Consider the following 22,258-nt stretch of genomic DNA (forward strand, 5'->3'; position numbering starts at 1 on the left):
TCATGCGGATTAAAACAACATTAATCACACTTTTTGCATTAATAAATCTGCAAGCCCATGCTGCACAGATTCTAATTCCAATGGATGATACGCAAGCAAATCATTTAAAAGCTTACGGCATTGCCTACTGGGTTCTTCAAAGTGGTGTAGAAATTAACTGGATGTTGAATTACAAAGGCGGTAGTTTTATGTTTATTCAGAATCCGAAATTTGAAAGTGAATTGAAATTGCGTGGTGTCAGTTACAATGTTATTTCAGAAGGTCAGGCCAATCAGATAGTTTCTGAGATATTAGATCCACAAGTCAATGAAGATGTAGTTAAATTAGAAAAAGTACCTAAAATTTGTGTTTATTCTCCTAAAGATAAGCGCCCTTGGGATGATGCAGTTACTCTTGCATTGACTTATGCAGAAATTCCTTATGACATTATTTACGATGAAGAAATTGTTCAAGGTAAATTAGCACTGTATGATTGGATGCACTTGCATCATGAGGATTTTACAGGACAGTATGGCAAATTCTATAATATGTATAGAAATGCAACCTGGTATCAGGAGCAGCAAAGAAGCATGGAAAGTATGGCTAAGCAACTTGGATTCGCAAAAGTGTCGCAAATGAAACTTGCCGTAGCAAAAAGAATAAAAGAGTTTGTTGCAGGTGGCGGCTTCTTATTTACTATGTGTTCCGGTACTGACACGTATGACATTGCACTCTCTGCTGAAGGCTTGGATATTTGTGAAAGTATGTATGATGGTGATGGCACTACACCTAGTTATAATGATCATTTGGACTTTTCAAAAACATTTGCATTTAGAAATTATACTTTAAGTGTTAATCCACTTGAATATCGTTTTTCAAATATTGATGTCACAACAACAAGAAGAGTACCTCGTGATGAAGATGTGTTTACATTATTTGATTTTTCAGCTAAGTGGGATCCTGTGCCTACCATGCTTTGTCAGAATCATATGCAGGTAATTAAAGGTTTTATGGGTCAGACCACAGCATTCAACAAAAATTATATCAAGCCTGATGTTATCATCATGGGTGAAAATAAAGCAGCTAATGAAGCTAAATACATACATGGTGATTTTGGCAAGGGAACATGGACATTTTACGGAGGTCACGACCCGGAAGACTATCAGCACATGGTTGGCGACCCACCAACAGACCTTAATTTACATCCTAATAGTCCGGGCTACCGACTGATTTTAAACAATGTTCTGTTTCCTGCTGCCAAGAAGAAAAAACAAAAAACCTAAAACGATTTAAGGAAGTTATTTAAGTGTTGATTAAATGCGTCCTTATTTTCAAGATGAGCCAGGTGACCGGAATTTGCAATTACATGTAAAACACTTCCCGGAATTTGTTGTTGCATATATTCAGATTTTTCCGGAGGAGTAAGTATATCATGTTCGCCACATAGTACCATTGCCGGAATTTTAATTGCAGAAAGTATGCTGCACGTTTCTTCTCTTTCTGCCATTGCTTCCAATGTTTGTATCAATACTTCATCGGTGGCCTTCAACATAAGGTCTAATGTTATTTTTATTATTTCGCCATTCTGCTGAAATGTTACTGGCGAAAACAAAATCTTACACATATCTTCGAGATACTTTTGTTTTCCGCCATTTCGAATTAAGGCAATATTTTCATAGCGTTTTGCCCTTGCCTGGGCGTTGTCTGCATAGCATTGCGTATCATACAAAATAAGCCCTTTGATTCTTTCTGAATATCGCTTTACTAAATTCAGTGCAATATATCCACCCATGGACAAACCACAGACAATAACTTTATTTACTTGTATAGAATTCAACAAAAAAATTAAATCGTCAGCAAATAAATCAATAGAAAACTTTTCTGTTCCTTTTGAACTGCTTCCATAACCCCGAACATCATAGGTAATGATGCGCGCCTGTTCAGACAAAGCTATTACCTGCTCTTTCCAGATGGACTGGTCAAATGGATATCCATGAATAAACACCAATACTTCATTACCTGATGATGTATCAGAATAATTCAAAACCTCACCATCAGGTTTTATCAATGCCTTTGAATACACCATGCTAACTGGTTGCTTTCTTGTAATCATCCGGAAAAATTAATTCACTCAGTATCCTTATAAATTTTTGCTAACTTATCTTTATAGTTTTCCAGAATAATTTTTCTACGTAAGCTAAGCTTTGGTGTCATCTCATTGCGTTCTATACTGAATTCGTGGTCCAGCAACTCAAAACGTTTAATCGTTTCATAATGTCCCAGTGTTCTATTCACTACTTCCACTTCTTCGGCAATACGTTTTTTTATTACACTGCTGGCGGCTATCTCTACATTGGAGTTTACAGCAATATTTTTCTTTGTAGCCCAGTCTCTAATAAATGCAAAATTCGGAACAATAAAAGCTGAAGCGAACTTTTGATTTTCACCTATCACCATTGCCTGCTCAATAAACCGTGATTCCTTCAGTTTATTTTCTATCATCTGAGGCACAATATATTTTCCTCCTGATGTTTTAAAGATTTCTTTCTTACGGTCAGTTATTTTTAAAAACTTTCCATTTTCAAAAACACCAATGTCACCAGTATGGAACCAACCTTCAGCGTCTATAACCTCTGCTGTTAAATCAGCACTGTTATAATAACCAAGCATCACATTAGGGCCTTTACATAAAATTTCACCGTCAGAATCAATTTTCACTTCAACATTTTCGAGTACCGTTCCAACAGTGCCGAATTTAATACTATCGGGTTGAAAATTATTCACTGCTATTACGGGGCTGGTTTCTGTAAGCCCATATCCCTCAAGAACAGGTATTTTTGCTGCGTGAAACACCCGTGCCAGGCGTGGTTGCAATGCAGCACCACCCGATGCAATTGCCTGTATATTGCCACCTAATGCCTCACGCCATTTACTGAAAATTAGTTTGTTGGCTAAACGCAGCTGAAACTCATACCACCAACCATTAACACCTTTCAATTCATATCGTAAGCCCAGATTCAAAGCCCAGAAAAATAAAGCTTTTTTTATTCCTTTCAGCTCAGCACCTTTTGAGACTATTTTATCATAAACTTTCTCAAGCAAGCGCGGTACTGTTACAAAAATCTGAGGTTTAATTTCTTTTAAATTATCTGCTATAGTGTCTAAACTTTCAGCATAGTAAATTGAAACACCAAAATAAACATAGAGATAGGAAAGCATTCTTTCATATACATGGTTCAGTGGCAAAAAACTTAACGCTCTCCACGACTCATGAAACGGGCACAATACATCACAAAATTTAAAATTACTTACAAGATTATTATGCGACAACATTACACCCTTTGGATTCCCTGTGGTTCCAGATGTGTAAATAATGGTTGCCAAATCATCAGGTTTTATGCTATCTCTAATCTGATTAACCTCTTCTATTTTTGGATGTTGACGACCAAGATCAAGTAATTCACTCCAATGTGGCAGATCCTGATAACGATCAAATAAAAATATCTTTTCAAGAGCAGGAAGATCACTCTTTATTTGCTGAACTTTATTATATAATCCGGCATTGGAAACAAACAAATAACGCACGGATGACTGGTTGAGTGTAAACTTTAAATCATTCTCGCTTATGGTAGGATAAAGTGGAACATCAGTTACAGCAATTTGTAAGCAAGCATGATCAACAAAATTCCATTCCGGTCTGTTGTTGGCTATAATACCTATTTTATCACCCGGTTTAATTCCTGAATGCAGCAATCCATAACTGAGATTATTAACTATTTCAATTATTTCGGCTGTTGCATATTTTTTCCATACACCATCCTGCTTTCCTGCCAAAGCATCTGCCTTAGGAAAGCGTGAAAGCTGATATGGGAACAAATCTATAAGTCGTGTTACTTCCATACTTCAATTAGCTTTATTGTACTGCATAAAAATATAAAAAGTATTTAAATGTTTTTTATTATTGCAATATGAACAATATTGATTTATTAAACAACTCAAAGCCCTTGTTGATTTTTGATGGCAGTTGTGCTTTTTGCAGATCATGCATACGGTTCATTAAAAAACATGATGCTAAGCTTCAATTTAACTTTGCTGACAATAAACAGATTGACACGAAAGTTATTTTAACTCAACATTTTATAAATCCTGAAAATTTAAACTCAATAGTTTTGATAGAAAATAGTAGGGTTCATACTCAGAGTGATGCAGTCATAAAAATTTTGCTTCATCTAAATGGGCGCTGGAGACTTTTAGCCGGAATATTGACAATTATTCCCATTACATTCAGAAATAAAGTTTACAAAAAAATTGCAGCAAACCGAATCAGATTAAGTAGTCACTGCACTGTATGAAAACCAATTTTACCGATCAAACCGGCATAACTTATCCCATAATTATGGCGCCAATGTTTTTGGTCAGCAATGAGGCCATGATGCAATCGGCAATACAAACAGAGATAATGGGTGTGTTTCCAACTTTAAACTACAGAAAACATGCCGAACTTGATGAGTTAATTAAACGTTTACAACAATTCAAGTCAGGAAAAAAAGGAAGTTTCGGTGTCAATTTAATTGTACAAAAAACCAATCCGATGTATAATGGGCATTTAAAAATTTGTGTTGAAAACAAAGTGCCTTTTTACATTACATCTTTAGGAAGCCCACGCGAAGTGATTGAAGCAGCACATTCCTATGGAGCAAAAGTTTATTGTGATGTAACCAATATTACACATGCTGAGAAATGTGCAAATTTTGGTTGCGATGGCTTTATTGCCGTTGGTCAGGGCGCAGGCGGACATGCAGGTCCTTATGCACAAACAGTGCTGATTCCCACTTTACAAAAACACTTTCCGTCCATTCCTGTGATTGCAGCCGGAGGTATTGCCACCGGTGATGGCATTGCTGCAATGATGTCATTAGGTGCTGCAGGAGTAAGTATAGGCACAAGATATATAGCATCTAAAGAAGCAGAAGTAAGTGATGATTACAAAAACTGTATTTTGAAATCAGGCATGGATAATATTGTGATGACAGAAAGGCTTTCCGGCACACCATGCAACATCATTAACACACCCTATGCAAAAAAAATAGGCTATAAACAAAACTGGTTGGAGAAGTTTTTAAGCAACAACGCCACAACAAAAAAGTATTTCAAAATGCTGGTGCAGTACAAGGGTATTAAAGCATTGGAGCAAGCAATTAAACCGGGTAACTACAAAACATTGTGGACTGCCGGGCAAACCGTTGAACTTATTGATGATATACTTACTTGTAATGAAATTACAGAGCGGTTAATTAAAGAAACCTATCAATCAGTCCAAAACCTTAACCTTATATTCAAGAACTAAACCAACTGTTCCATTCATGAATCAATGAAGAAAGGAAATGGTAGTTTTCAACTATTGCAATATTCAATTTAATCTCTGTATTTCATTTTAGTTTCAGCAATAAAATGTCTGTTTTTCGTTGAATTAACCTACATTTGAACAAAAAATAAATGACCTTTAAAAGAATATTCCTTTTTGTCTGGTTTTCTGCTTGCTTACAAGTTACCAAAGCACAAAAAGTTACCTATGCACAACAGGAACTTGATGCTTATTCTTATGACTATATAAAAACAGCCGGATATAATGACAATTCTTTTTTTGTTTTTCAAAGTAATCTGCCATTTGAAAACGATCGTGACAGAGTAGGCTTCAAATCACGTAAATATAAAGTCACTTGTTATAACCAGAATCTCACATTAAAATGGTCGAAGAAAATTGAGCCTAGAGGCGAGAATGAGAAACTGGAAACTATAACAGTGATTAACGGTCAGGTTGCTTTAATTAAATCTTCCTTTGAAGGTAAAGACAATCAAATATCCATTTTTATTACCACATTAGATGACAATGGAAACGAATCTTCAACCCGGAACAAAATTGGTACTATTCTGTTTGACAGAACAAGCAACTTAGATAAGATAAAAGTTATCGCTTCGAAAGGGAATAACTATTTTGGCCTTATTCAAAATGAAAAGAAGCAAAATGGCTTACAGCAACTACATTGCCTGATTGTTGACAGTGATTTTAAACTTGTGCGACAACTTCAATTTGAAGTACCCTATCCTGAAAAAAATTTCAACTACGAAAACTGGCTGTTAACAGATGATGCAGACTTTATTCTTGAAGGCAGCTACTACTCTAAAGAAAAAAGTGAAAACCGCAAACGGTGGGATGCTTACAAACTGTTTGTTTCTACAAACGGAAACAGTGGTGCCATAGAATATGCAATCAATACCAGTAACCTGATTTTAAGCAGCAGTGCTATAGCATATGATGCCATAAACAAAAAAATAGTTCTTGCTGCTTTTTATACCGACAACGTTTCTATCAAGTCAGGAATAATTTATGCCAGTTTGGGAACTTCTGTTAATGATTCTTTACTGATGATAAGGCAACCTATTGGAGAGGCAACCTTAGCACGTATGTTTGCCGGTCAGAATTTAGACCGAAGCAGAGCAGGAATTGAAAACCTAAGCATAGAAAAAGTGATTTTAAGAAATGATGGCGGTGCAGTGTTGGTTACCGAGGTTTCTTATGTAACAGACTACTCCTATTACGACTATTTTACGCAGAACTACATTCGTAATTTTGAATATCACTTCAATAACGTTATTACTTTTTCTATCAATGCTGATGGTTCCATTGACTGGGATGCTGTTTTGAGAAAAGATCAGGTTTCGACTAATGACTATGGTAAATATTCTTCGTTTGCCTTAGCCATGACAGAAAGCGATATCAGTTTACTTTACAACACCCGCACTGACAGAAACAATGGTGTTGCCTATTTCAGAATAAAAAGAAATGGTGAAACAGAATCAAAAGAAATCATCAAGCCTGAAGAGCGGATTTTATTGGTTCCATTTGCTTCAAAACAAATCAGTACTGACGAAATTGTGGTTCCGTGCTGGAACAGAAAAAAGATGCTAATGGCAAAAATCACTTTCTGATGCCGGCTTCATTATCTCTTGCATTACAGTACATTTCATATTATTCCAAGGCATGGAACAAACATAATGTGCACTCGCCATTTGTTTATCAACTAACTACTCAGGTAATTCATCCCGATAAAAAATTACCGGTATTTGAACCCATTGAAGAAAAACGAAAAGCACTAAAATCAAATCAAAATAAAATTGAATTTATTGAATTAGGCGCAGGTGATAAGAGTAATGTCCGAAGTGTTTCTGACATTGCCGCCAAGTCATTAAAAATTCCACGATATGCTCGTTTACTCTTTAGGCTGTCCAATCACTTTCAGCCAGAAAACATTATTGAATTAGGAACATCATTAGGTATTACAACAGGCTATTTGGCATTATCCGGCTGTAAAAATATCTATACCATTGAAGGAAATAAAACCGTATCCGACATTGCACACGCTACGCTAACTTCACTAAATCTGAATAAAAAAATAAAATTCATACAAGGAAACTTTGACGAGTCACTTCCATCGTTGTTACATTCTCTGAACAAAGTTGATTTTGTTTTTTTTGATGGCAATCACCGCTATCTTCCAACAATTAATTACTTTGAACAATGTTTGAAAAAGGCACATGATAAAAGTGTGTTTGTTTTTGATGATATTAATTACAGCCTGGAAATGAAACAAGCCTGGAAGGAAATCAAACAACATCCTTCAGTAGTTGTTAGTATTGACTTGTTTATGATGGGTATTGTTTTTTTTGATACAGACCTTATGCGTCAACACTTTGTAATCAGGTATTAACATTTAGTAACTTAATCATTAGTCGTAATTTATTACTTTTACCACGTACAATTCAATCATGCCACAGTCTATTATTTCACTTGCAGATATTTCACGACTTTATAAAGTCGGAACAGAAACAATTTATGCGTTGCGGTCAGTTTCTCTTGACATATTCAAGAATGAATATGTTGCATTAATGGGTAGCTCCGGCTCAGGAAAATCCACACTGATGAATATTCTCGGTTGCCTTGACACGCCTTCAAGCGGGACTTATCATCTGAATAATATCTCTGTTTCCGGTATGACAGATAATGAACTTGCCGAGGTAAGGAACAAACAAATAGGTTTCATTTTTCAAACATTTAATCTGTTACCGCGAAGTACAGCTCTTGAAAATGTATCATTGCCTCTTGTGTATGCAGGTGTTTCAAAAGAAGAGCGTTTGCAGCGGGCAAAAGAAGTGCTTGAAAGTGTTGGCTTGGCCGACAGGATCATGCATAAGCCAAATGAGTTATCCGGTGGTCAGCGTCAGCGTGTGGCTGTGGCAAGGGCATTGGTCAATCACCCTTCTATCATACTTGCTGATGAGCCCACAGGAAATCTTGATTCAAAAACTTCTGAAGAGATTATGTTGCTCTTTGAGGAAATACATCAACGCGGCAATACCATCATAGTTGTAACACATGAAGAAGACATTGCCCTGCATGCTCACCGTATTGTAAGAATAAAAGACGGACTCATTGAAGATGATGCCATCAACACACAAATTACAAAAGCAAAATCAATAGTATCATGAACATCAAATCCATTCAATCGCTGCTCATTATTGTAGTTTTATTAGCAAGCTGTGGCGTTGCCAACAGTCAGAAAGGAAAACTACTCACTCCTGAAGTATTTGCAAAAATGCTTCATGAAACTCCGGAGGCACAAATTGTAGATGTCAGAACACCTGAAGAGTTTAATGATGGGCATCTAAAAAATGCTTTGAATATGAATGTCAACAGCAAGGATTTTGAAAACCGTGCACCATATCTCGATAAAGAAAAGCCACTTTTTGTTTATTGCTATTCCGGTGGTCGCAGTGCCAAAGCCTGCGAATATTTTGAAAAAATGGGATTCAAAGTAATTTATGATATGGAAGGCGGTTACGCTGCCTGGACAGATACTAACCTGCCAGTTGAAGGGAAAAAAGCAGATAAAGCAGGTATTAGTCTTGATAACTATGCCCTGCTGACAAGCAGTGGAAAAGTTTTAGTTGATATTAACGCTCCATGGTGTCCGCCATGTGTAAAAATGAAACCTATGTTGGATTCATTAGATACTGCATGGAAAGACAAAGTAAAAATTGTGCGATTGAATAAAGATGAAAACCAATTAATTTCAAAAACGCTTCAGATAAATGAATTACCCACATTGCTTTTTTATGAAAACGGCAAATTGATTAAACGTGAAAGTGGGTATAAAAATGCTGAACAATTAAAAGCAATGACTCAGGTTGAATAGTTGATTTGCCAAATTGGTGATTTTTGTAATATTGTTAAATTTCAAAGAAACAATTACTTACTAAAATTGAATTCATGCCTTTGCATTAGACGTTGCGTTATACTTGTTGTGTGTAGTAGCCGGCTTTTGTAGTGTTTTTTCAGACAGTCTTGATTTTTTGATTCTTTTGTATCAAGACAAAAGAAAAGGAAAGATAAAGCAAATTTCACAACATGTATAATTCTTTGAAAATATACAGTTGGCTTTGTTGGTGTCCTTTTCTTTGGTTCGTTTTTGAGAAAAAGGACAGGAAATAACTTAAAAATGTATATGTCAGAGACATTGGCAGGCAACTTATCTCATTGACTCAGAGTACATAGAATTAATAATTTTTAAAATCTTGCCTTAGGCTTAACATTGCTATAAATTGCGCTTTTTTAGACATTGAATAACGTGTAACCCAAAAGGGTTAACCACGTATAAAGACATTTAGTTGTTGAGCAAATTATGAATATATCTGCATTAGCAGAAGCCGAAAAACTTCTATTTATTGCAAGGCAGTCGCTTTCAGAAGGGCAACTGCCCCAAGCAATAGATATGCTCAATAAAATAGTTACCGATTATCCTGATTTTTCAAAAGCACATATCACTCTGGCAGATATTTATTTTAATAAACTTCAAAACTCAACAACTGCAGAAGAATTTTATAAAAAAGCCATTGCCATTGCCGATATGAATACTGATGCTTTTACCGGCTATGCAAGCTTAATGCTGCAACAGGAAAAATTTCCTGAAGCTCTTTCAATGCTCAACAAAGCTATGGCTATAAAAGGTACGCATAAAGACACTATTTATATGCTGTTAGGCAAACTTTACGAAATGCAAAGCAGGCTCGATGATGCTATTGGAAACTATAAAAAATGTATCACCTCCACCCTAACAAATGCTGTTCTTGAAGAAGCAGAACTTGCATTAAAAAGATGCGAAGTCAAGAAAAAATATATTTGATTATCCCCGTATGCTAATTTGGCTTTTAATTATTTGAAGCTTCATATTCTTTTGCTTGATATATGATTGACAGCATTTGTCCCTTTGTCCAATAAGACAAAAATTTCAAGAATACGTTACATTTGCCTTTAAACTACAACTGTCAATTAATGAAACGTGTCTTTACTTTTTCACTGTGCTATTTTGTATTTCAATTTGTAAGCTTTGCCCAGTTGGATCAATATACTTCGGAACAGAATAAATTTTATTGGAAAAATCGTAAGCCTACCACAGACTACTGGCAGCAAGATGTTTATTATAACATAAAAGCTGCTATTGATGAGAAAACAGACATCATCAGTGGCGTTGAAGAACTTGCATACAGAAACAATTCTCCCGACACATTGAAATTTATTTTTATGCATCTCTATCAGAATGCATTTGTTCCCGGAAGTTACTTGGACGACTTATACAAAGCCAATCAAAACAAGGTACGCTATGGAAAATATGAATCGCAGGGATTAGGAATTGAAATCACCGGTCTAACCACGCTTTCTGTCAATGGCATATTAATTAACAAACAAACAGAAAAAACAATTGACAATACCATCATGAAAATCATGCTGCCACAACCTTTATTACCGGGGCATGATCTTGTTCTGAAAATTGATTTTAAAACTTATTACGATAAAACCGGTCAACGCAGGCGTTTACAGATGTTTGAAAACGAAGGCAACAAACATTACAACGGTTGTCAATGGTATCCTAAAATGTGTGTTTATGATTCGCATCGTGCATGGAATACCGATCAGCATCTGGGCAGAGAATTTTATGGAGAATATGGGGTTTATGATGTGGAACTAACCTTTGCCAACAACTTTATTGTAGAAGCAACAGGTGTGTTAGTTAATGAGAAGGAGGTTTTACCGGATGATTTACGAAAAAAACTTGATATTAGAAATTTTAAAGAGAGACCTGTTTCACAACAACCTTCCACAATTATTGCAGCAGATGGAAGCACAAAAACCTGGAAATTTCATGCAGAAAACGTTCATGATTTTGCTTTCACTGCCGACCCCTCCTATCGTCTTGCTGATGCTTACTGGAATGGAATTCGCTGTGTAGCTATAGCGCGAGAGCAACATTGTTACGGATGGCAAAGTGCTGCTGAATACACGGCACGCATTATTGAAGTGTTTTCTCGCGACTTTGGAATGTATGACTATCCTAAAATTGTAACCGCTGATGCTAATGATGGCATGGAATATCCGATGATAACAATGGACAATGGTACTGATCCTGGTTTCAGAGGTTTACTGTGTCATGAAATTGGCCACAATTGGTTTTATGGTATGGTAGGTAATAATGAAACCTACAGACCTTTGCTTGACGAGGGATTTGCGCAGTTACTGAAATCTTGGGGTATGGAAATGCTTGAAGGTTATCATATACCTCAAAGGGAGCCTACTTGGAAAGATCAAAAAAGAACAGAGCCATTAACCTATCAGATGATGATGGCCTATGGACCTTATTACAATTATGTTCTTAATGATAAAGATGGATTTATCAACACACACAGTGATGGCTTTAGCAGTGCATTAGGTCATGGTGGCGGTTACGGTATGGTTTATTTTAAAACAGCAACAATGCTATATAACCTGCAATATTTATTAGGCGATAGTTTGTTTTTAAAAGCTATGCAGCACTATGTTTCAAAATGGAAATTTTGCCACCCCTATCCCGAAGATTTCAGAAACAGCATTACAGAATATGTTAAAACCGATTTAAGTTGGTTTTTTGATCAATGGATGGAAACCAATAAAAAATTAGATTATAAAATATGTAAGTTTAGGAAAAGTGAAGAGAAAGATTCTTTCAATGTTTACTTTAAACGCAAAGGACGAATGCAATCTTCTATTGATTTTTCAGTATATTCAAACTGTGGTGTAAAGTACGACTATCATATTCCCAATAACTTGTTTGTAAAACAAACAGATGCTACGGTGTTACCTAAATGGGAAGGTTGGGATAAATTAAGAAATACCTATAAGGCACAAATTAAAATTCCATGTGGTATAAGCAGTATTGTAATAGACACAACTGATCGTTTAGGTGATGCCTATAGACTAGACAACCGCTTGCCACGACCATTTAAACTTGTCTTCGATAAATGGCAGAAACCAGCCTATTCCGACTGGAAAAGTTATGTGTTTTACATTCGTCCGGATGTTTGGTTCAACAATTATGACGGACTAAAAGTTGGTGTACATGCAGAAAGTAATTATATGAATGCCATGCACTTTTTTTCAGGTGATATATGGATTAATACCACCGTGGGTCAAAACAGTTTGAGCGAAACGGCAGACATCAATAAAAATGACCCCGCATCATTCAGAATAAATTATAAAACACCATTAAAGTTTATTGCATCGGGAGTTAATTTCTGGATTGGTGGCGGAATGCTTGATGGTTTAACATTTGCAAAATCAGGTGGCGATCTGACTTTTTTAAATAACCAGGTAAGACTGTTTACTGAATACAAATTGATGTATAGAAGAAATACCAACACACTTGAATATTTATTATACCCGAACGAATGGCAGTCGGCCTTAATGAACACCTCTGTAACCTTAGGTGCAGAGGCGCACTACAGAAAAAATAAATGGAATGGTTCTGTTGCCATACAAAACACATCAGCATCATTATTTAGTGATTACTCTTATTCTAAACTTTCATTGACCAATATCACAAGATACGAAACAGGCAAAATAGATTGGCGCTTGAGAGTATTCGGTCAATATGGATATGGGCAAAATGTTCCGATGGAAAGTGCATTATATCTTGCCGGAGCTAATCCGGAGGAGTTGATGGAAAGTGCATGGACCAGATCACGTGCATTTGTCCCTTACAAGTGGCTGGGTTATGGCGACAAGACAAATCACTTTCAGCAAGGTGGCGGACTCAATTTAAGAGGCTATGCAGGTTATCTGGTGCCACAGAACATAGATGGCGAACAAAGATATTTTTATCGTGCCATCAGTGGTGCTTCTGTTAGTTTAGAGATAGATTTTGACAGGTTGATTTCTTTACGCCCGGCATTCACTAAAAAATGGTTAAAGGCCGATCTTTACTTTTTTGGTGATGCAGGTGTCATTGCAACCAACAATTCCAACAAGTCAATTCAATTCACCAATCTGAAAAGTGATGCAGGCATTGGAACAACATTTACCATTAAAAAAATGGGGCGCTTTAATGCCATAAAACCACTTACTATACGCTGTGATTTTCCATTCTTATTAAGTAGTGCCCCTTATGCAGAAAAAGATTATCTCAAACTCCGTTATGTAATCGGTATCGGCCGAACTTTTTAATAGCAAATCTTTAATGACTGAAAAGATCCATTTGTTGACTTCCTGACTCAAACTGTAGCAACTTTTCTTTTCGCCACAAGCCACCGGCATAACCTGTTAATGCACCTGATGTTCCAATTACTCTATGGCATGGAATGACAATTGCAATCGGGTTCTTTCCATTGGCTGCTGCTGTGGCTCGTATGTTTTTTACATTGCCTGACTGTATTGCCTGTTCATTATAAGAAATGGTTCTTCCGTAGGGCACAGACTTTAGTTTCTCCCAAACCTGAAGCTGAAATGCTGTTCCCCGAGGTTTTAAATTTAAAGTGAACTCCTTGCGCCTTCCTGAAAAATATTCCTCCAACTCTTTAGCTATTTGTTCTGCCATTGTTCCTTCAATTATCTCAACGGAACAATAATCGTCATCGAACTCAAGAGAATACACACTATCTGCATCAGTAACCGCTCTCATAAACCTCAACGGTGTTTGAATATACGAAGTATGAATAGCAGAATACAACAAAGGAAAAAACTTTAAACTAAAAATATCAGCCGGTTTATGGCTTTATCTTTCTGAGTTCAGACTGCAACACATAATAGTTGTTAGTCTGATAAACATAAGCCAGAATATAACACTGGTCAACATTATACTTATCAGGAATCTGATAGTTATAAAGTCTGATATACTTTGTTGTAAGATCAGGATCGGTAATTAGGTTCTCTCCAAAAGAGCTATTCAATGCTGCCCTAAGCACATGCCTGTGAATATATGCAGAATCTATCTGTGTAGGTGTTGTAAGGTCATAGTCGAGTTGACATCCGTGAATACTGTCTTCAATAAGAAAAACAGCCAATTTGTAATCATCTCCGAGGTTGTTCAAAAACTCTGTGCTTACAGTAAGTTGTGCTGTGCGATTGCTTTCATTATATGCAGAATAGATATTTATAAAAGCATCGTTCGGTTTACTTAACTCCTGCGAAATTGTGGATTGCCAACTGTTGTAGTATTTAATATGAGTGGTTGGGTACCCTACTCTGTTAATCATACTTGAAGGATATGCTGACAAACCAAAAAAAGTATTCAACTCATCAGAGTTGGGATTTCTGAAATCTTCGGAGAAACAGCTTGGTGGATTATCAGGAACTGCGTAAACTCCGGCATGGTTAGTAGCAACAACCAATTGTTCATGATATAGTGGCTCCAACGTGTTAGCAATTATTCGCTGTGCACGTGGGCAGTTGCCACACTTACGCCCGGTATAATCTTCGAGTAATACTTTTTTCACCGGATTTGCAGGTGTATATGGAACCACAAAATCTGCCTGACCTGTAAGCGTATCACTAATGGTTGCAGAATATTTAAACGTTAGTGTTCCGAAAGGTGCCGGAGCTGTTATGTAAACAGAATCATTATCAAATATAGCATCATTGCCGGTTGCAACTTCTGTTACCACATTAGACTGTGCTCCATGCCAGGTAAACTGAACTGCAATTGTTTTGGGTGACACTGACTCAAGTGAAAACTTGGCAACAAGCACATCAACATCGTCAGACGTTGTAGTTGCATTGAGCACTCTAATGTCGTTGAGTGTACCTGGAAGTGAGCCAATGTTAGTTGAATTTTCTTCTTTATATGGACCTTCAACTTTATCGCATGAAACAATTATTGTAACAGTAAAAGCTGCAATTGCTAACCAAAATATATTTTTCATTTTCCTGAACATTTAATTTATTAAAAACTTGTACTTATTGACACTGTAAGCCCATTGCTTGATGGAACTTGTCTGCACACACCTCCTACACAGAATAAACCTTCACGTTGTCGTCCGTAGCCTAAAGTTATACGGTGCGAATCTTTTGTATATCCAACAAAACAATTAAAATAATGGATTCGATGGTCAGATTTCTCATTGCCATAATTATATTGATCAGATACAGCAACAAACCAATTTGGTGAGTATGAATATTCAATCAGCCCGGCAAGCCATGACTTATAATCTTGTTTTGACTGTAATGTTTGCCATTCTGTTCTAATAGCATTTTTTTCATTTAACTGAAAGGTAAGATCTGCTACAATGATATTGTCGTAAATTGTGCCATACTGCTTTGATCCCTGAAATTGAATTTTATCTTTATCATAAACCTGATTAATATACATCAATGTAATTTTTAGATTTTTTGACATCTTTCGTGTAATCTCTAAGCTAAAATCTTTGTAGTAAACATCCTTACCAAATTTTCCCCAATCACTTTTATAGAGATCTTTATTAGCAACAGGCTCAGTACTCAATGAGTTGGCTCCCGAATAATTTACAATAATATTTGTTCCATAATCTCCTCCCAATTTTGTGCCTTTTTTAATTGTATAGTTTACTTCAGCCTCGTAGCCAAATTCGCCATTAGGTTGTGTTGCATAAGGATAAATTGAAGCTAACGAATAGGTATGATATTTTGTCAATGCAGGCAGATAATTAATCAACAAGTCGTTTAGATTTGCATTACGTTCACTACGAAAGTTCATATTATCAATTCTTTTTGCCGCAAGCAATATTCCCAATCCTTTCTGAGAATAGGTTGCTTTCAAAAGTGCTGCATCGCCAAACTTATAACTATAGCTGTTTAATGATGATGGGTCATTGTATTTATATGCATACTCCGCATTGATGGTTACCTTTCCTCTTGTAACATCGAGCCTTCCGGCAAATGCACCAACATTTTCAGGTAAGATATAAACATTATCATCATCTTTCTGATACTTACTTACAAATCCAAAACCGGTTGTCACTCTTGTTTTTTTATCATTCCACTTTTTAATCAAATCGTTTATACCTACTTCAGCATCTACCCCTCTAACAATACCTTCTCCGGTTTTAAAATAATAACGTTGCTTTCCAATAACACCTTTAATAAGAATTCCACTATACGGTTTAAATTTTACTCTAACTCCATCCAATGCATTGTCATAACCAAGTGTGGGCTCCCAATAGGAACGTAAAATCAATCCACTGCCAAACTGCTCATAAAAATTTCCTACAGTAATAGCTAATTCACCATTGTCATATTCGGCATAGCGATGTGCAATTCCGCTGCCATTAAATCTTTTGTCGTAGCCAAGCAATACATTCTGATAAGTTTCATAACGAACACCTGCTTTAAAATTGCCTTTGGTAAAAACCAGATCTCCGTAACCATTAAGCAAATATTTCTCTGCAACTTCAGGTGCGCTAATGGTTGAATCCTGAATGTAATATTGTCCGTCAATCTGAAAACTACCATGTATTTCGCCTGGCGAATTTTGTGCTTGCGTTAATGCCGGTGCACCTAAAAAAATAACCGGCAATATTCTGCCGGTTATAAGTTTTATTATTTTATTCATGAAAAGTCAATAGTTATTTATTAATTCGATTCTTTGGTAAGTGCTTTAATTTCTTCGTACATTTTATGTTCATCGCCCGGTGCATAACCTGTTTTAACTGAAACAATTTCGCCCTTACCGTTAACTAAGAAAACATAAGGTACTGCTCCAATATTAAGTGCCCTTTTCAGATCACCATTTGGATCAACATATACCTCGTAGTCCCAGCCTTTGCCATTAACAAATGGTTTAACATTTGCCATTGTGCGTGCATCGTCAACACTTATTGCTACAATCTTAACTCCTGTTTCTTTCTGCCATTCTTCGTAATGCTCACTTATGGCTGTAAGTTCATTCACACATGGCTTACACCAGGTAGCCCAAAAATCTAGTACCATGGGCTTACCATTGTTATTTAGTGATGACGTACTTATAGTTTTTCCATTCATGTCCTTAATATCTACCACGGGAATTGGACGTGACTGAAACACTTGTGCAGACGCTACAGATGAAACAAAGATAAATGCAACAACTAATTTCTTAAAATGATTCATTGATTTTTTTTAAATTGAATTTTATCTGTTTACTACTAACTTTTGTACTGCTGAATTTTTCCCTTCAACAAAAAGAGAGATAAAATAAACTCCTGATGGCAAATCGGCTGTTGAAAGTACTATATTTCCTGTCGAAGTACTTACACTAAAACTTTTAACTGTTTTACCCAACATATTTACAACTTTAACTTCAGCCTTATTTCCTGATTTAACATTATAATTAAATGCTGTAATTGAACGAGCAGGATTTGGTGAAGGTGCACTTATGCTATTTGCCTTATTTACTTCTTTTACACCAACAGGTGTAATGTGATAATTAATAGCAAACTGTACTGAATCAAGCGGGTTGTTGCCATCAAAAACAGTATAAGCTACCGTTGTAGTTCCAACATAACCATGACCAAGATAATCACCTCTGAATGATCCTTCTGTTGCACCTGCGTTGATGGTTGCCGGAATAGCAGATGACATTACCCCTACTCCATAGCATAAAATTCCCCAACAAAAGTTATGTTCTGTTCCTGGAACTTTGTAAACATCATAGGCATTTAGGCTTGCGTCAATTGTATTTTGACTGTTGTTGATTACATATACATAAGAATGCAACAAACTATCTTCAACAGAGCCATAAACATCTGCAGACAAGCCTGTATAACTAAAGCTTTGTGCTTTAATCAAACTTGTTGATGAAATTAAAATTAGTGCTAGTATAATTTTCTTCATAATATTTTTTTTTAAGCTGTCCCGGTATCATTGATTCCGGGACAGCATTTTATTTAATTTATTTAATTGTTACTTTTTGATAAGAAACTGCATCACCAGAACGTACTTCAAGCGTGTAAACTCCTGCTGCAAAATCCGAAGTTTTTACATTCTCATTTACAACAGAAACAGTGCCGAGATTTTTCTGAAACAACTGTCTTCCTGAAATATCGGTTAAGGAAATGGTCATTGGAAGCGATTTTTCCAAAGTAGCAGTGATATTCAACACATCAGATGCAGGATTTGGGTAAACCTGCAATGAGGTAACACCTTCAATCTGATGAACAGAAGTTACACCTGTTAAATTAATATCATCAACATAAAGGTTGTTACCATAGCCTGATGTTGCTTTAAAGGCAAATAATACAGAAGGCTGTCCTACAAAATTAGCAAGCGAAACTGTTTCGGCTCTCCATTGCGCTGCTGATGATGGTGTAAAGGAGGCAGTTTGTGCAGCAGTGGTTGAAAGTGTTGCACCTGCTTTATTATATACAGATGTCCAGGTTGCGCCACAATCGGTAGAAACACGCACTTCTAAACGATCGTTTTCATTTGAATATTGGCAATATGCCACACTGAAAGTCAATTGAGGGTTTGAAGCATTGGTAAAATCAACAGGTGTATATGGTAAAAGTTCATCTACCTGACCATTTGCTGAATTATAAAAATTCATTCTTGCAGAACCACCGGGAGTTAATTGAAAACCACCTACTGCACTTCTAGTCCAGGTATAGCCATTATCAACATTATTCAAAATCCAATTTGCCGGAGGAAACGTTGTTGAAAGAAAATCCTGACTGAATGATGTAGTTGGTGCTGCTGCTTGTGCAACAGGTGCACTAAAGTTCAGGTTGATGTTATAATAATCCGGGTTTCCATTAACACTTGTCAATTTAGCAGTAAAGTTTTGCATGCCACCACCGGGTAAAGTCATATTAGGTAATGTTATTACAGTTGATGCACCGGCTGCTAATGTACCAGACCAATTATAAGTCTGCATTGTCTGTCCAGCGATTCCAAATTCAATATCGGCAGAAGTTAAATTTCCACCTCCTCCATAGTTGGTTAAAGTAACTGCTGGGTCTAATGAACTAGTACAAGAAAACATAGTAGAAAGATTTGTAATTGCAGCTAATGGAACAACTGCTGCAACAGTACTTCTGCCACCTTGCATAATTTCTTTTGTTGCATCGTTCTGAACAAAGGCTACAGCACGAAGCATTGGCCAATAAGGTAGATATACTGTAGGAATATTGGATGGAACGTTTATTGTCCACTGCTCATCTAAAACTACTGAATCACCTACAGCCCATGTTGCAGGTAATACCGTCCCTGTACCATTGGGTAACATTTTACGCATCACATCAGAATAGTGCGATTCTCCGTTTGGAGAGGTATAACCATAGTTGTCTTTTTCTGTAATTGCAATTCTAGCTTTTAAACTTGACAGTCCGGAAACAGCTTGTGTAGCACGAATAACAGCATGAACATAAATGATATCGAAGGTAGGTGAAAAACTGTGTGTAACATCTATTGTAAATGGTGATGTTGATGCCACTCTCGAATTAAGTGTTGCAACCGGGAACGAACCCGCATTGCCATTCCAAACATTACCATCTAAAAATGCATGAGGTGAATAATTGTTTGCATAATATGATGTTCTGTTACCTATATCTATAGTGTTATAAGTATAAAAATTAGGCCCGCTTGAAGGAATATTATTCTGATACTTTATTGGTAAAGTATAAGAGTTTGCATTCAACTTGGCGTTGAAACCCGGATTATTTGCTGCACATGGGCCACACGTTTCACCGGTAAACTCTTCAACAACTACATAGCGCTGTGATTGAGCATTTGCTAAACCCACTACTAAACACGCCATTGTTAAAATGGTAGAGATTTTTTTCATTATTATAAATATTTGATTTTAAAATTATTGGATAAAAGTACTTACTTTTTAGAAGTCCAATGTCTAAAAAATGCCATTTTTAACAAATTAGTAAAATCTAGTCCTAAGTGAGTATTTATAGCCATAGTTTTTATAACGCATCATGGCAAATGGGTATTACAAGCCATTGATTTTGATGAAGAAACCGATCCTTTAATTTAGGTTCTGTCAGAACTATAAAGGGAATTTTAGCACTCATTGGTCCGGTATTTAACGGATTTTGCAAAAATCCACACCGTTTCAATTGCTGACCCTCAGATGATTCCGGTATTGCAATTGTGATGAGACCTATTAAATTTTTCTCTAAACAAACTTTGCCGGCATATCTGAATAATGCCTTTAATGTATTCTCTGTTTGACCACAATAATCAAGTATAAAAAGTTTGTCGCCATCCTGATAGTAAATTAAAAAGCCTACATTTTCGTTAGACTTTTTACAAAGCACACAACGGTACACAAAGCGCGGATTGGCCAACCGCCAGGTTAAAAATGAATGGCTATAAATTGGAGTAATATCTCTTTTTGCTCTATATTTATTGTATAATGCAACAATATCATTTAAATCAGAAGTTTCAGAGATATGATAATCCTTTAATCTTTTTGAAAACAAATTTCTCCATTTAAGCTGCAATTTATGTTTAAAGAAATACCTCACATCAGCAAGGTGCTTCCACCCTATTTTAATCAATCCGGGAGTAGATTTTGTGCCGCCAAAGCCAATCACAATAAGAGGATTTTTTTCTTTTATTTTATTAAAACAGCAAGTTGCTAACTTCTCAAACAATCCTTGTCTTCGAAAATCAGGATGAGTCATGGCATCTCCGGATTGATAAATAGTTGTCTGAATCCCATTCGCATTATACAAACCGGGGAACACTCCTTTAAAGCCTACTAATCTATTTCCATGAAATGCACCAAAACCAATAAAATTTCCGGCAGGATTATTTAAGTATTTCCATTTAAAATAATCTTCGTCAACCTGCATGCCAAAGCAGTCTTGCATTAGCTGAGGCAACAAATTTAGCTCATCAACTTGTAATTGACGTAAAACTAAATCACTCATTTAGTAAAACCTTTTTCATAAAGTTTGATTCTTACATTCATATAGTTAACCGGCTCCTGAATCATATTTAATCTATTATAAAATTTTATTTTATCTGTAGATTTTCCTGCACTACTGCCTGAGCCTGCAAGACAAAGAACTGCCTTGTAGCCGGCATCAGATGCTCTTTGATTAACAATTTCATTTGATAGGCCATTAGGCAAAGCTATTACCGGACATTCGCATTTAAGTGTTTCTTCTATTCTTTTTTTGGAGTAATCTAATTCATGTGCAAAATCTGCTTCATTCTTTACAGAAGAAAGACTGACATGTGATGTTGTGTGTGACCCTATTTCAACATTGTTCTTAGCTAAAAACTTAATGTCGTCCCAATTCATCATGCTAATAGGATAATCGTTTGGGCTGATGTTCAGATATCTTTCTAAAGTTGTTATGCATTCATCTCGCTCTCTTGCCTCGAGTTTAAACAGATAAAATAAAGTTTTGTAATAATGCACGAACCAATTTTTGCATGGTTGAGTTATGTCAAGTACAAAGCTTTTATCTAATGCAACATTTATTGAAAAACGACTGCTATTGCGCAACAAGTTAAATAAATGATTCAGCTTTTGTGTCCAGATATAGCTTTTACCATCAGCACAATCTATCACAATATTATGATTGCTTGGCACTTCATAATACTGTAATAAAGGCATTGCCTCGTCAATAAAATCTTTATAGCCATCATCAAAACTTAAAACCAATGGAGGCTTGGTGCTTTTACCAGCTAAATTTTCAATCTGACTAATAGGAATAATTTGATATTCTTTTACCAAAGATTCCAGCATTAAACGGAAGGTTTCCGGATAAATAGGCTGCCAGAAGTAATCATATTGAGATGAAATCCTATGGAAACAAAGTATTGTCACACCATTGGGTGAAGCAGTAATTAACTTCAGCAACTTTTGAAGTTGCAGCGTAACTGCTGTTTTAAATATGATTCGTGTTGAAAAAGACATACCCTATGACGGGCTAAGGTATTAAA

At 36.1% G+C, this 22,258-nt stretch carries 18 protein-coding genes; 8 read left to right on the plus strand and 10 right to left on the minus strand.

Annotated features, from left to right (window positions below):
• Positions 1 to 2 precede the first annotated feature (2 nt).
• Complete coding sequence (locus V9G42_11390) at positions 3 to 1,262, plus strand: asparagine synthetase B (protein ID MEI2760022.1); 1,260 nt, start codon at positions 3 to 5, stop codon at positions 1,260 to 1,262.
• Here V9G42_11390 and V9G42_11395 read toward each other — a convergent pair.
• The gene (locus V9G42_11395; GenBank protein MEI2760023.1) at positions 1,259 to 2,092 is read right to left on the minus strand and encodes an alpha/beta hydrolase; all 834 of its coding nucleotides are present in this window, start codon (positions 2,090 to 2,092) and stop codon (positions 1,259 to 1,261) included. The genes V9G42_11390 and V9G42_11395 overlap by 4 nt on opposite strands.
• A 14-nt stretch (positions 2,093 to 2,106) precedes the next feature.
• Positions 2,107 to 3,879 (minus strand): long-chain fatty acid--CoA ligase, encoded by a 1,773-nt coding sequence (locus tag V9G42_11400; GenBank protein ID MEI2760024.1) that lies wholly within the window; start codon positions 3,877 to 3,879, stop codon positions 2,107 to 2,109.
• Positions 3,880 to 4,327: 448 nt separating this feature from the next.
• Between V9G42_11400 and V9G42_11405 the strand changes: the two genes are divergently transcribed.
• From V9G42_11405 to V9G42_11435, 7 genes are all read left to right on the plus strand, one after another.
• Positions 4,328 to 5,326, plus strand: coding sequence for a nitronate monooxygenase family protein (locus tag V9G42_11405; protein ID MEI2760025.1), 999 nt, complete (start codon positions 4,328 to 4,330; stop codon positions 5,324 to 5,326).
• 149 nt (positions 5,327 to 5,475) lie between these two features.
• Complete coding sequence (locus V9G42_11410; GenBank protein MEI2760026.1) at positions 5,476 to 6,969, plus strand: hypothetical protein; 1,494 nt, start codon at positions 5,476 to 5,478, stop codon at positions 6,967 to 6,969.
• A complete protein-coding gene (locus V9G42_11415) occupies positions 6,924 to 7,748 on the plus strand; it encodes a class I SAM-dependent methyltransferase (protein ID MEI2760027.1) in 825 nt (274 codons plus the stop codon). The genes V9G42_11410 and V9G42_11415 overlap by 46 nt, the downstream gene beginning before the upstream one ends.
• Before the next feature lie 58 nt (positions 7,749 to 7,806).
• Positions 7,807 to 8,526 carry an ABC transporter ATP-binding protein gene (locus V9G42_11420; protein ID MEI2760028.1) on the plus strand — a complete coding sequence of 240 codons (720 nt, stop codon included), beginning with the start codon at positions 7,807 to 7,809 and terminating at the stop codon, positions 8,524 to 8,526.
• Positions 8,523 to 9,233, plus strand: a complete 711-nt coding sequence (locus tag V9G42_11425; GenBank protein MEI2760029.1) for a rhodanese-like domain-containing protein — start codon at positions 8,523 to 8,525, stop codon at positions 9,231 to 9,233. Before V9G42_11420 ends, V9G42_11425 begins: the two co-directional genes overlap by 4 nt.
• A gap of 486 nt (positions 9,234 to 9,719) precedes the next feature.
• A complete protein-coding gene (locus V9G42_11430) occupies positions 9,720 to 10,220 on the plus strand; it encodes a tetratricopeptide repeat protein (protein MEI2760030.1) in 501 nt (166 codons plus the stop codon).
• A gap of 149 nt (positions 10,221 to 10,369) precedes the next feature.
• Positions 10,370 to 13,570, plus strand: coding sequence for a M1 family metallopeptidase (locus V9G42_11435; protein MEI2760031.1), 3,201 nt, complete (start codon positions 10,370 to 10,372; stop codon positions 13,568 to 13,570).
• 10 nt (positions 13,571 to 13,580) lie between these two features.
• On the opposite strand, the gene V9G42_11440 is transcribed toward V9G42_11435, so the two are convergent.
• The 8 genes from V9G42_11440 to V9G42_11475 form a co-directional block, all read right to left on the minus strand.
• A complete protein-coding gene (locus tag V9G42_11440) occupies positions 13,581 to 14,024 on the minus strand; it encodes a methylated-DNA--[protein]-cysteine S-methyltransferase (protein MEI2760032.1) in 444 nt (147 codons plus the stop codon).
• An 85-nt stretch (positions 14,025 to 14,109) separates the two neighbouring features.
• The gene (locus V9G42_11445) at positions 14,110 to 15,264 is read right to left on the minus strand and encodes an Omp28-related outer membrane protein (protein MEI2760033.1); all 1,155 of its coding nucleotides are present in this window, start codon (positions 15,262 to 15,264) and stop codon (positions 14,110 to 14,112) included.
• Positions 15,265 to 15,284: 20 nt separating this feature from the next.
• The gene (locus tag V9G42_11450) at positions 15,285 to 16,928 is read right to left on the minus strand and encodes a DUF6029 family protein (GenBank protein MEI2760034.1); all 1,644 of its coding nucleotides are present in this window, start codon (positions 16,926 to 16,928) and stop codon (positions 15,285 to 15,287) included.
• A 20-nt stretch (positions 16,929 to 16,948) separates the two neighbouring features.
• Positions 16,949 to 17,461, minus strand: coding sequence for a TlpA disulfide reductase family protein (locus V9G42_11455; GenBank protein ID MEI2760035.1), 513 nt, complete (start codon positions 17,459 to 17,461; stop codon positions 16,949 to 16,951).
• Positions 17,462 to 17,482: 21 nt separating this feature from the next.
• Complete coding sequence (locus V9G42_11460) at positions 17,483 to 18,184, minus strand: T9SS type A sorting domain-containing protein (GenBank protein MEI2760036.1); 702 nt, start codon at positions 18,182 to 18,184, stop codon at positions 17,483 to 17,485.
• Between the two features lie 58 nt (positions 18,185 to 18,242).
• Positions 18,243 to 20,132 carry a choice-of-anchor J domain-containing protein gene (locus tag V9G42_11465; protein MEI2760037.1) on the minus strand — a complete coding sequence of 630 codons (1,890 nt, stop codon included), beginning with the start codon at positions 20,130 to 20,132 and terminating at the stop codon, positions 18,243 to 18,245.
• 130 nt (positions 20,133 to 20,262) lie between these two features.
• Positions 20,263 to 21,234 (minus strand): GNAT family N-acetyltransferase, encoded by a 972-nt coding sequence (locus V9G42_11470; protein MEI2760038.1) that lies wholly within the window; start codon positions 21,232 to 21,234, stop codon positions 20,263 to 20,265.
• Positions 21,231 to 22,232, minus strand: a complete 1,002-nt coding sequence (locus tag V9G42_11475) for a polysaccharide deacetylase family protein (protein ID MEI2760039.1) — start codon at positions 22,230 to 22,232, stop codon at positions 21,231 to 21,233. The genes V9G42_11470 and V9G42_11475 overlap by 4 nt, the downstream gene beginning before the upstream one ends.
• Positions 22,233 to 22,258: the final 26 nt, after the last annotated feature.

It is taken from the genome of Bacteroidia bacterium, from assembly GCA_037045145.1.
Taxonomy (GTDB): domain Bacteria; phylum Bacteroidota; class Bacteroidia; order AKYH767-A; family OLB10; genus OLB10.

Coding starts and splice junctions, on each gene's coding strand:
- V9G42_11390 (MEI2760022.1), top strand. CDS start 3: ATGCGGATTAAAACAACATTAATCACACTTTTTGCATTAATAAATCTG.
- V9G42_11395 (MEI2760023.1), bottom strand. CDS start 2,092: ATGATTACAAGAAAGCAACCAGTTAGCATGGTGTATTCAAAGGCATTG.
- V9G42_11400 (MEI2760024.1), bottom strand. CDS start 3,879: ATGGAAGTAACACGACTTATAGATTTGTTCCCATATCAGCTTTCACGC.
- V9G42_11405 (MEI2760025.1), top strand. CDS start 4,328: ATGAAAACCAATTTTACCGATCAAACCGGCATAACTTATCCCATAATT.
- V9G42_11410 (MEI2760026.1), top strand. CDS start 5,476: ATGACCTTTAAAAGAATATTCCTTTTTGTCTGGTTTTCTGCTTGCTTA.
- V9G42_11420 (MEI2760028.1), top strand. CDS start 7,807: ATGCCACAGTCTATTATTTCACTTGCAGATATTTCACGACTTTATAAA.
- V9G42_11425 (MEI2760029.1), top strand. CDS start 8,523: ATGAACATCAAATCCATTCAATCGCTGCTCATTATTGTAGTTTTATTA.
- V9G42_11430 (MEI2760030.1), top strand. CDS start 9,720: ATGAATATATCTGCATTAGCAGAAGCCGAAAAACTTCTATTTATTGCA.
- V9G42_11435 (MEI2760031.1), top strand. CDS start 10,370: ATGAAACGTGTCTTTACTTTTTCACTGTGCTATTTTGTATTTCAATTT.
- V9G42_11440 (MEI2760032.1), bottom strand. CDS start 14,024: ATGAGAGCGGTTACTGATGCAGATAGTGTGTATTCTCTTGAGTTCGAT.
- V9G42_11445 (MEI2760033.1), bottom strand. CDS start 15,264: ATGAAAAATATATTTTGGTTAGCAATTGCAGCTTTTACTGTTACAATA.
- V9G42_11450 (MEI2760034.1), bottom strand. CDS start 16,928: ATGAATAAAATAATAAAACTTATAACCGGCAGAATATTGCCGGTTATT.
- V9G42_11455 (MEI2760035.1), bottom strand. CDS start 17,461: ATGAATCATTTTAAGAAATTAGTTGTTGCATTTATCTTTGTTTCATCT.
- V9G42_11460 (MEI2760036.1), bottom strand. CDS start 18,184: ATGAAGAAAATTATACTAGCACTAATTTTAATTTCATCAACAAGTTTG.
- V9G42_11465 (MEI2760037.1), bottom strand. CDS start 20,132: ATGAAAAAAATCTCTACCATTTTAACAATGGCGTGTTTAGTAGTGGGT.
- V9G42_11470 (MEI2760038.1), bottom strand. CDS start 21,234: ATGAGTGATTTAGTTTTACGTCAATTACAAGTTGATGAGCTAAATTTG.
- V9G42_11475 (MEI2760039.1), bottom strand. CDS start 22,232: ATGTCTTTTTCAACACGAATCATATTTAAAACAGCAGTTACGCTGCAA.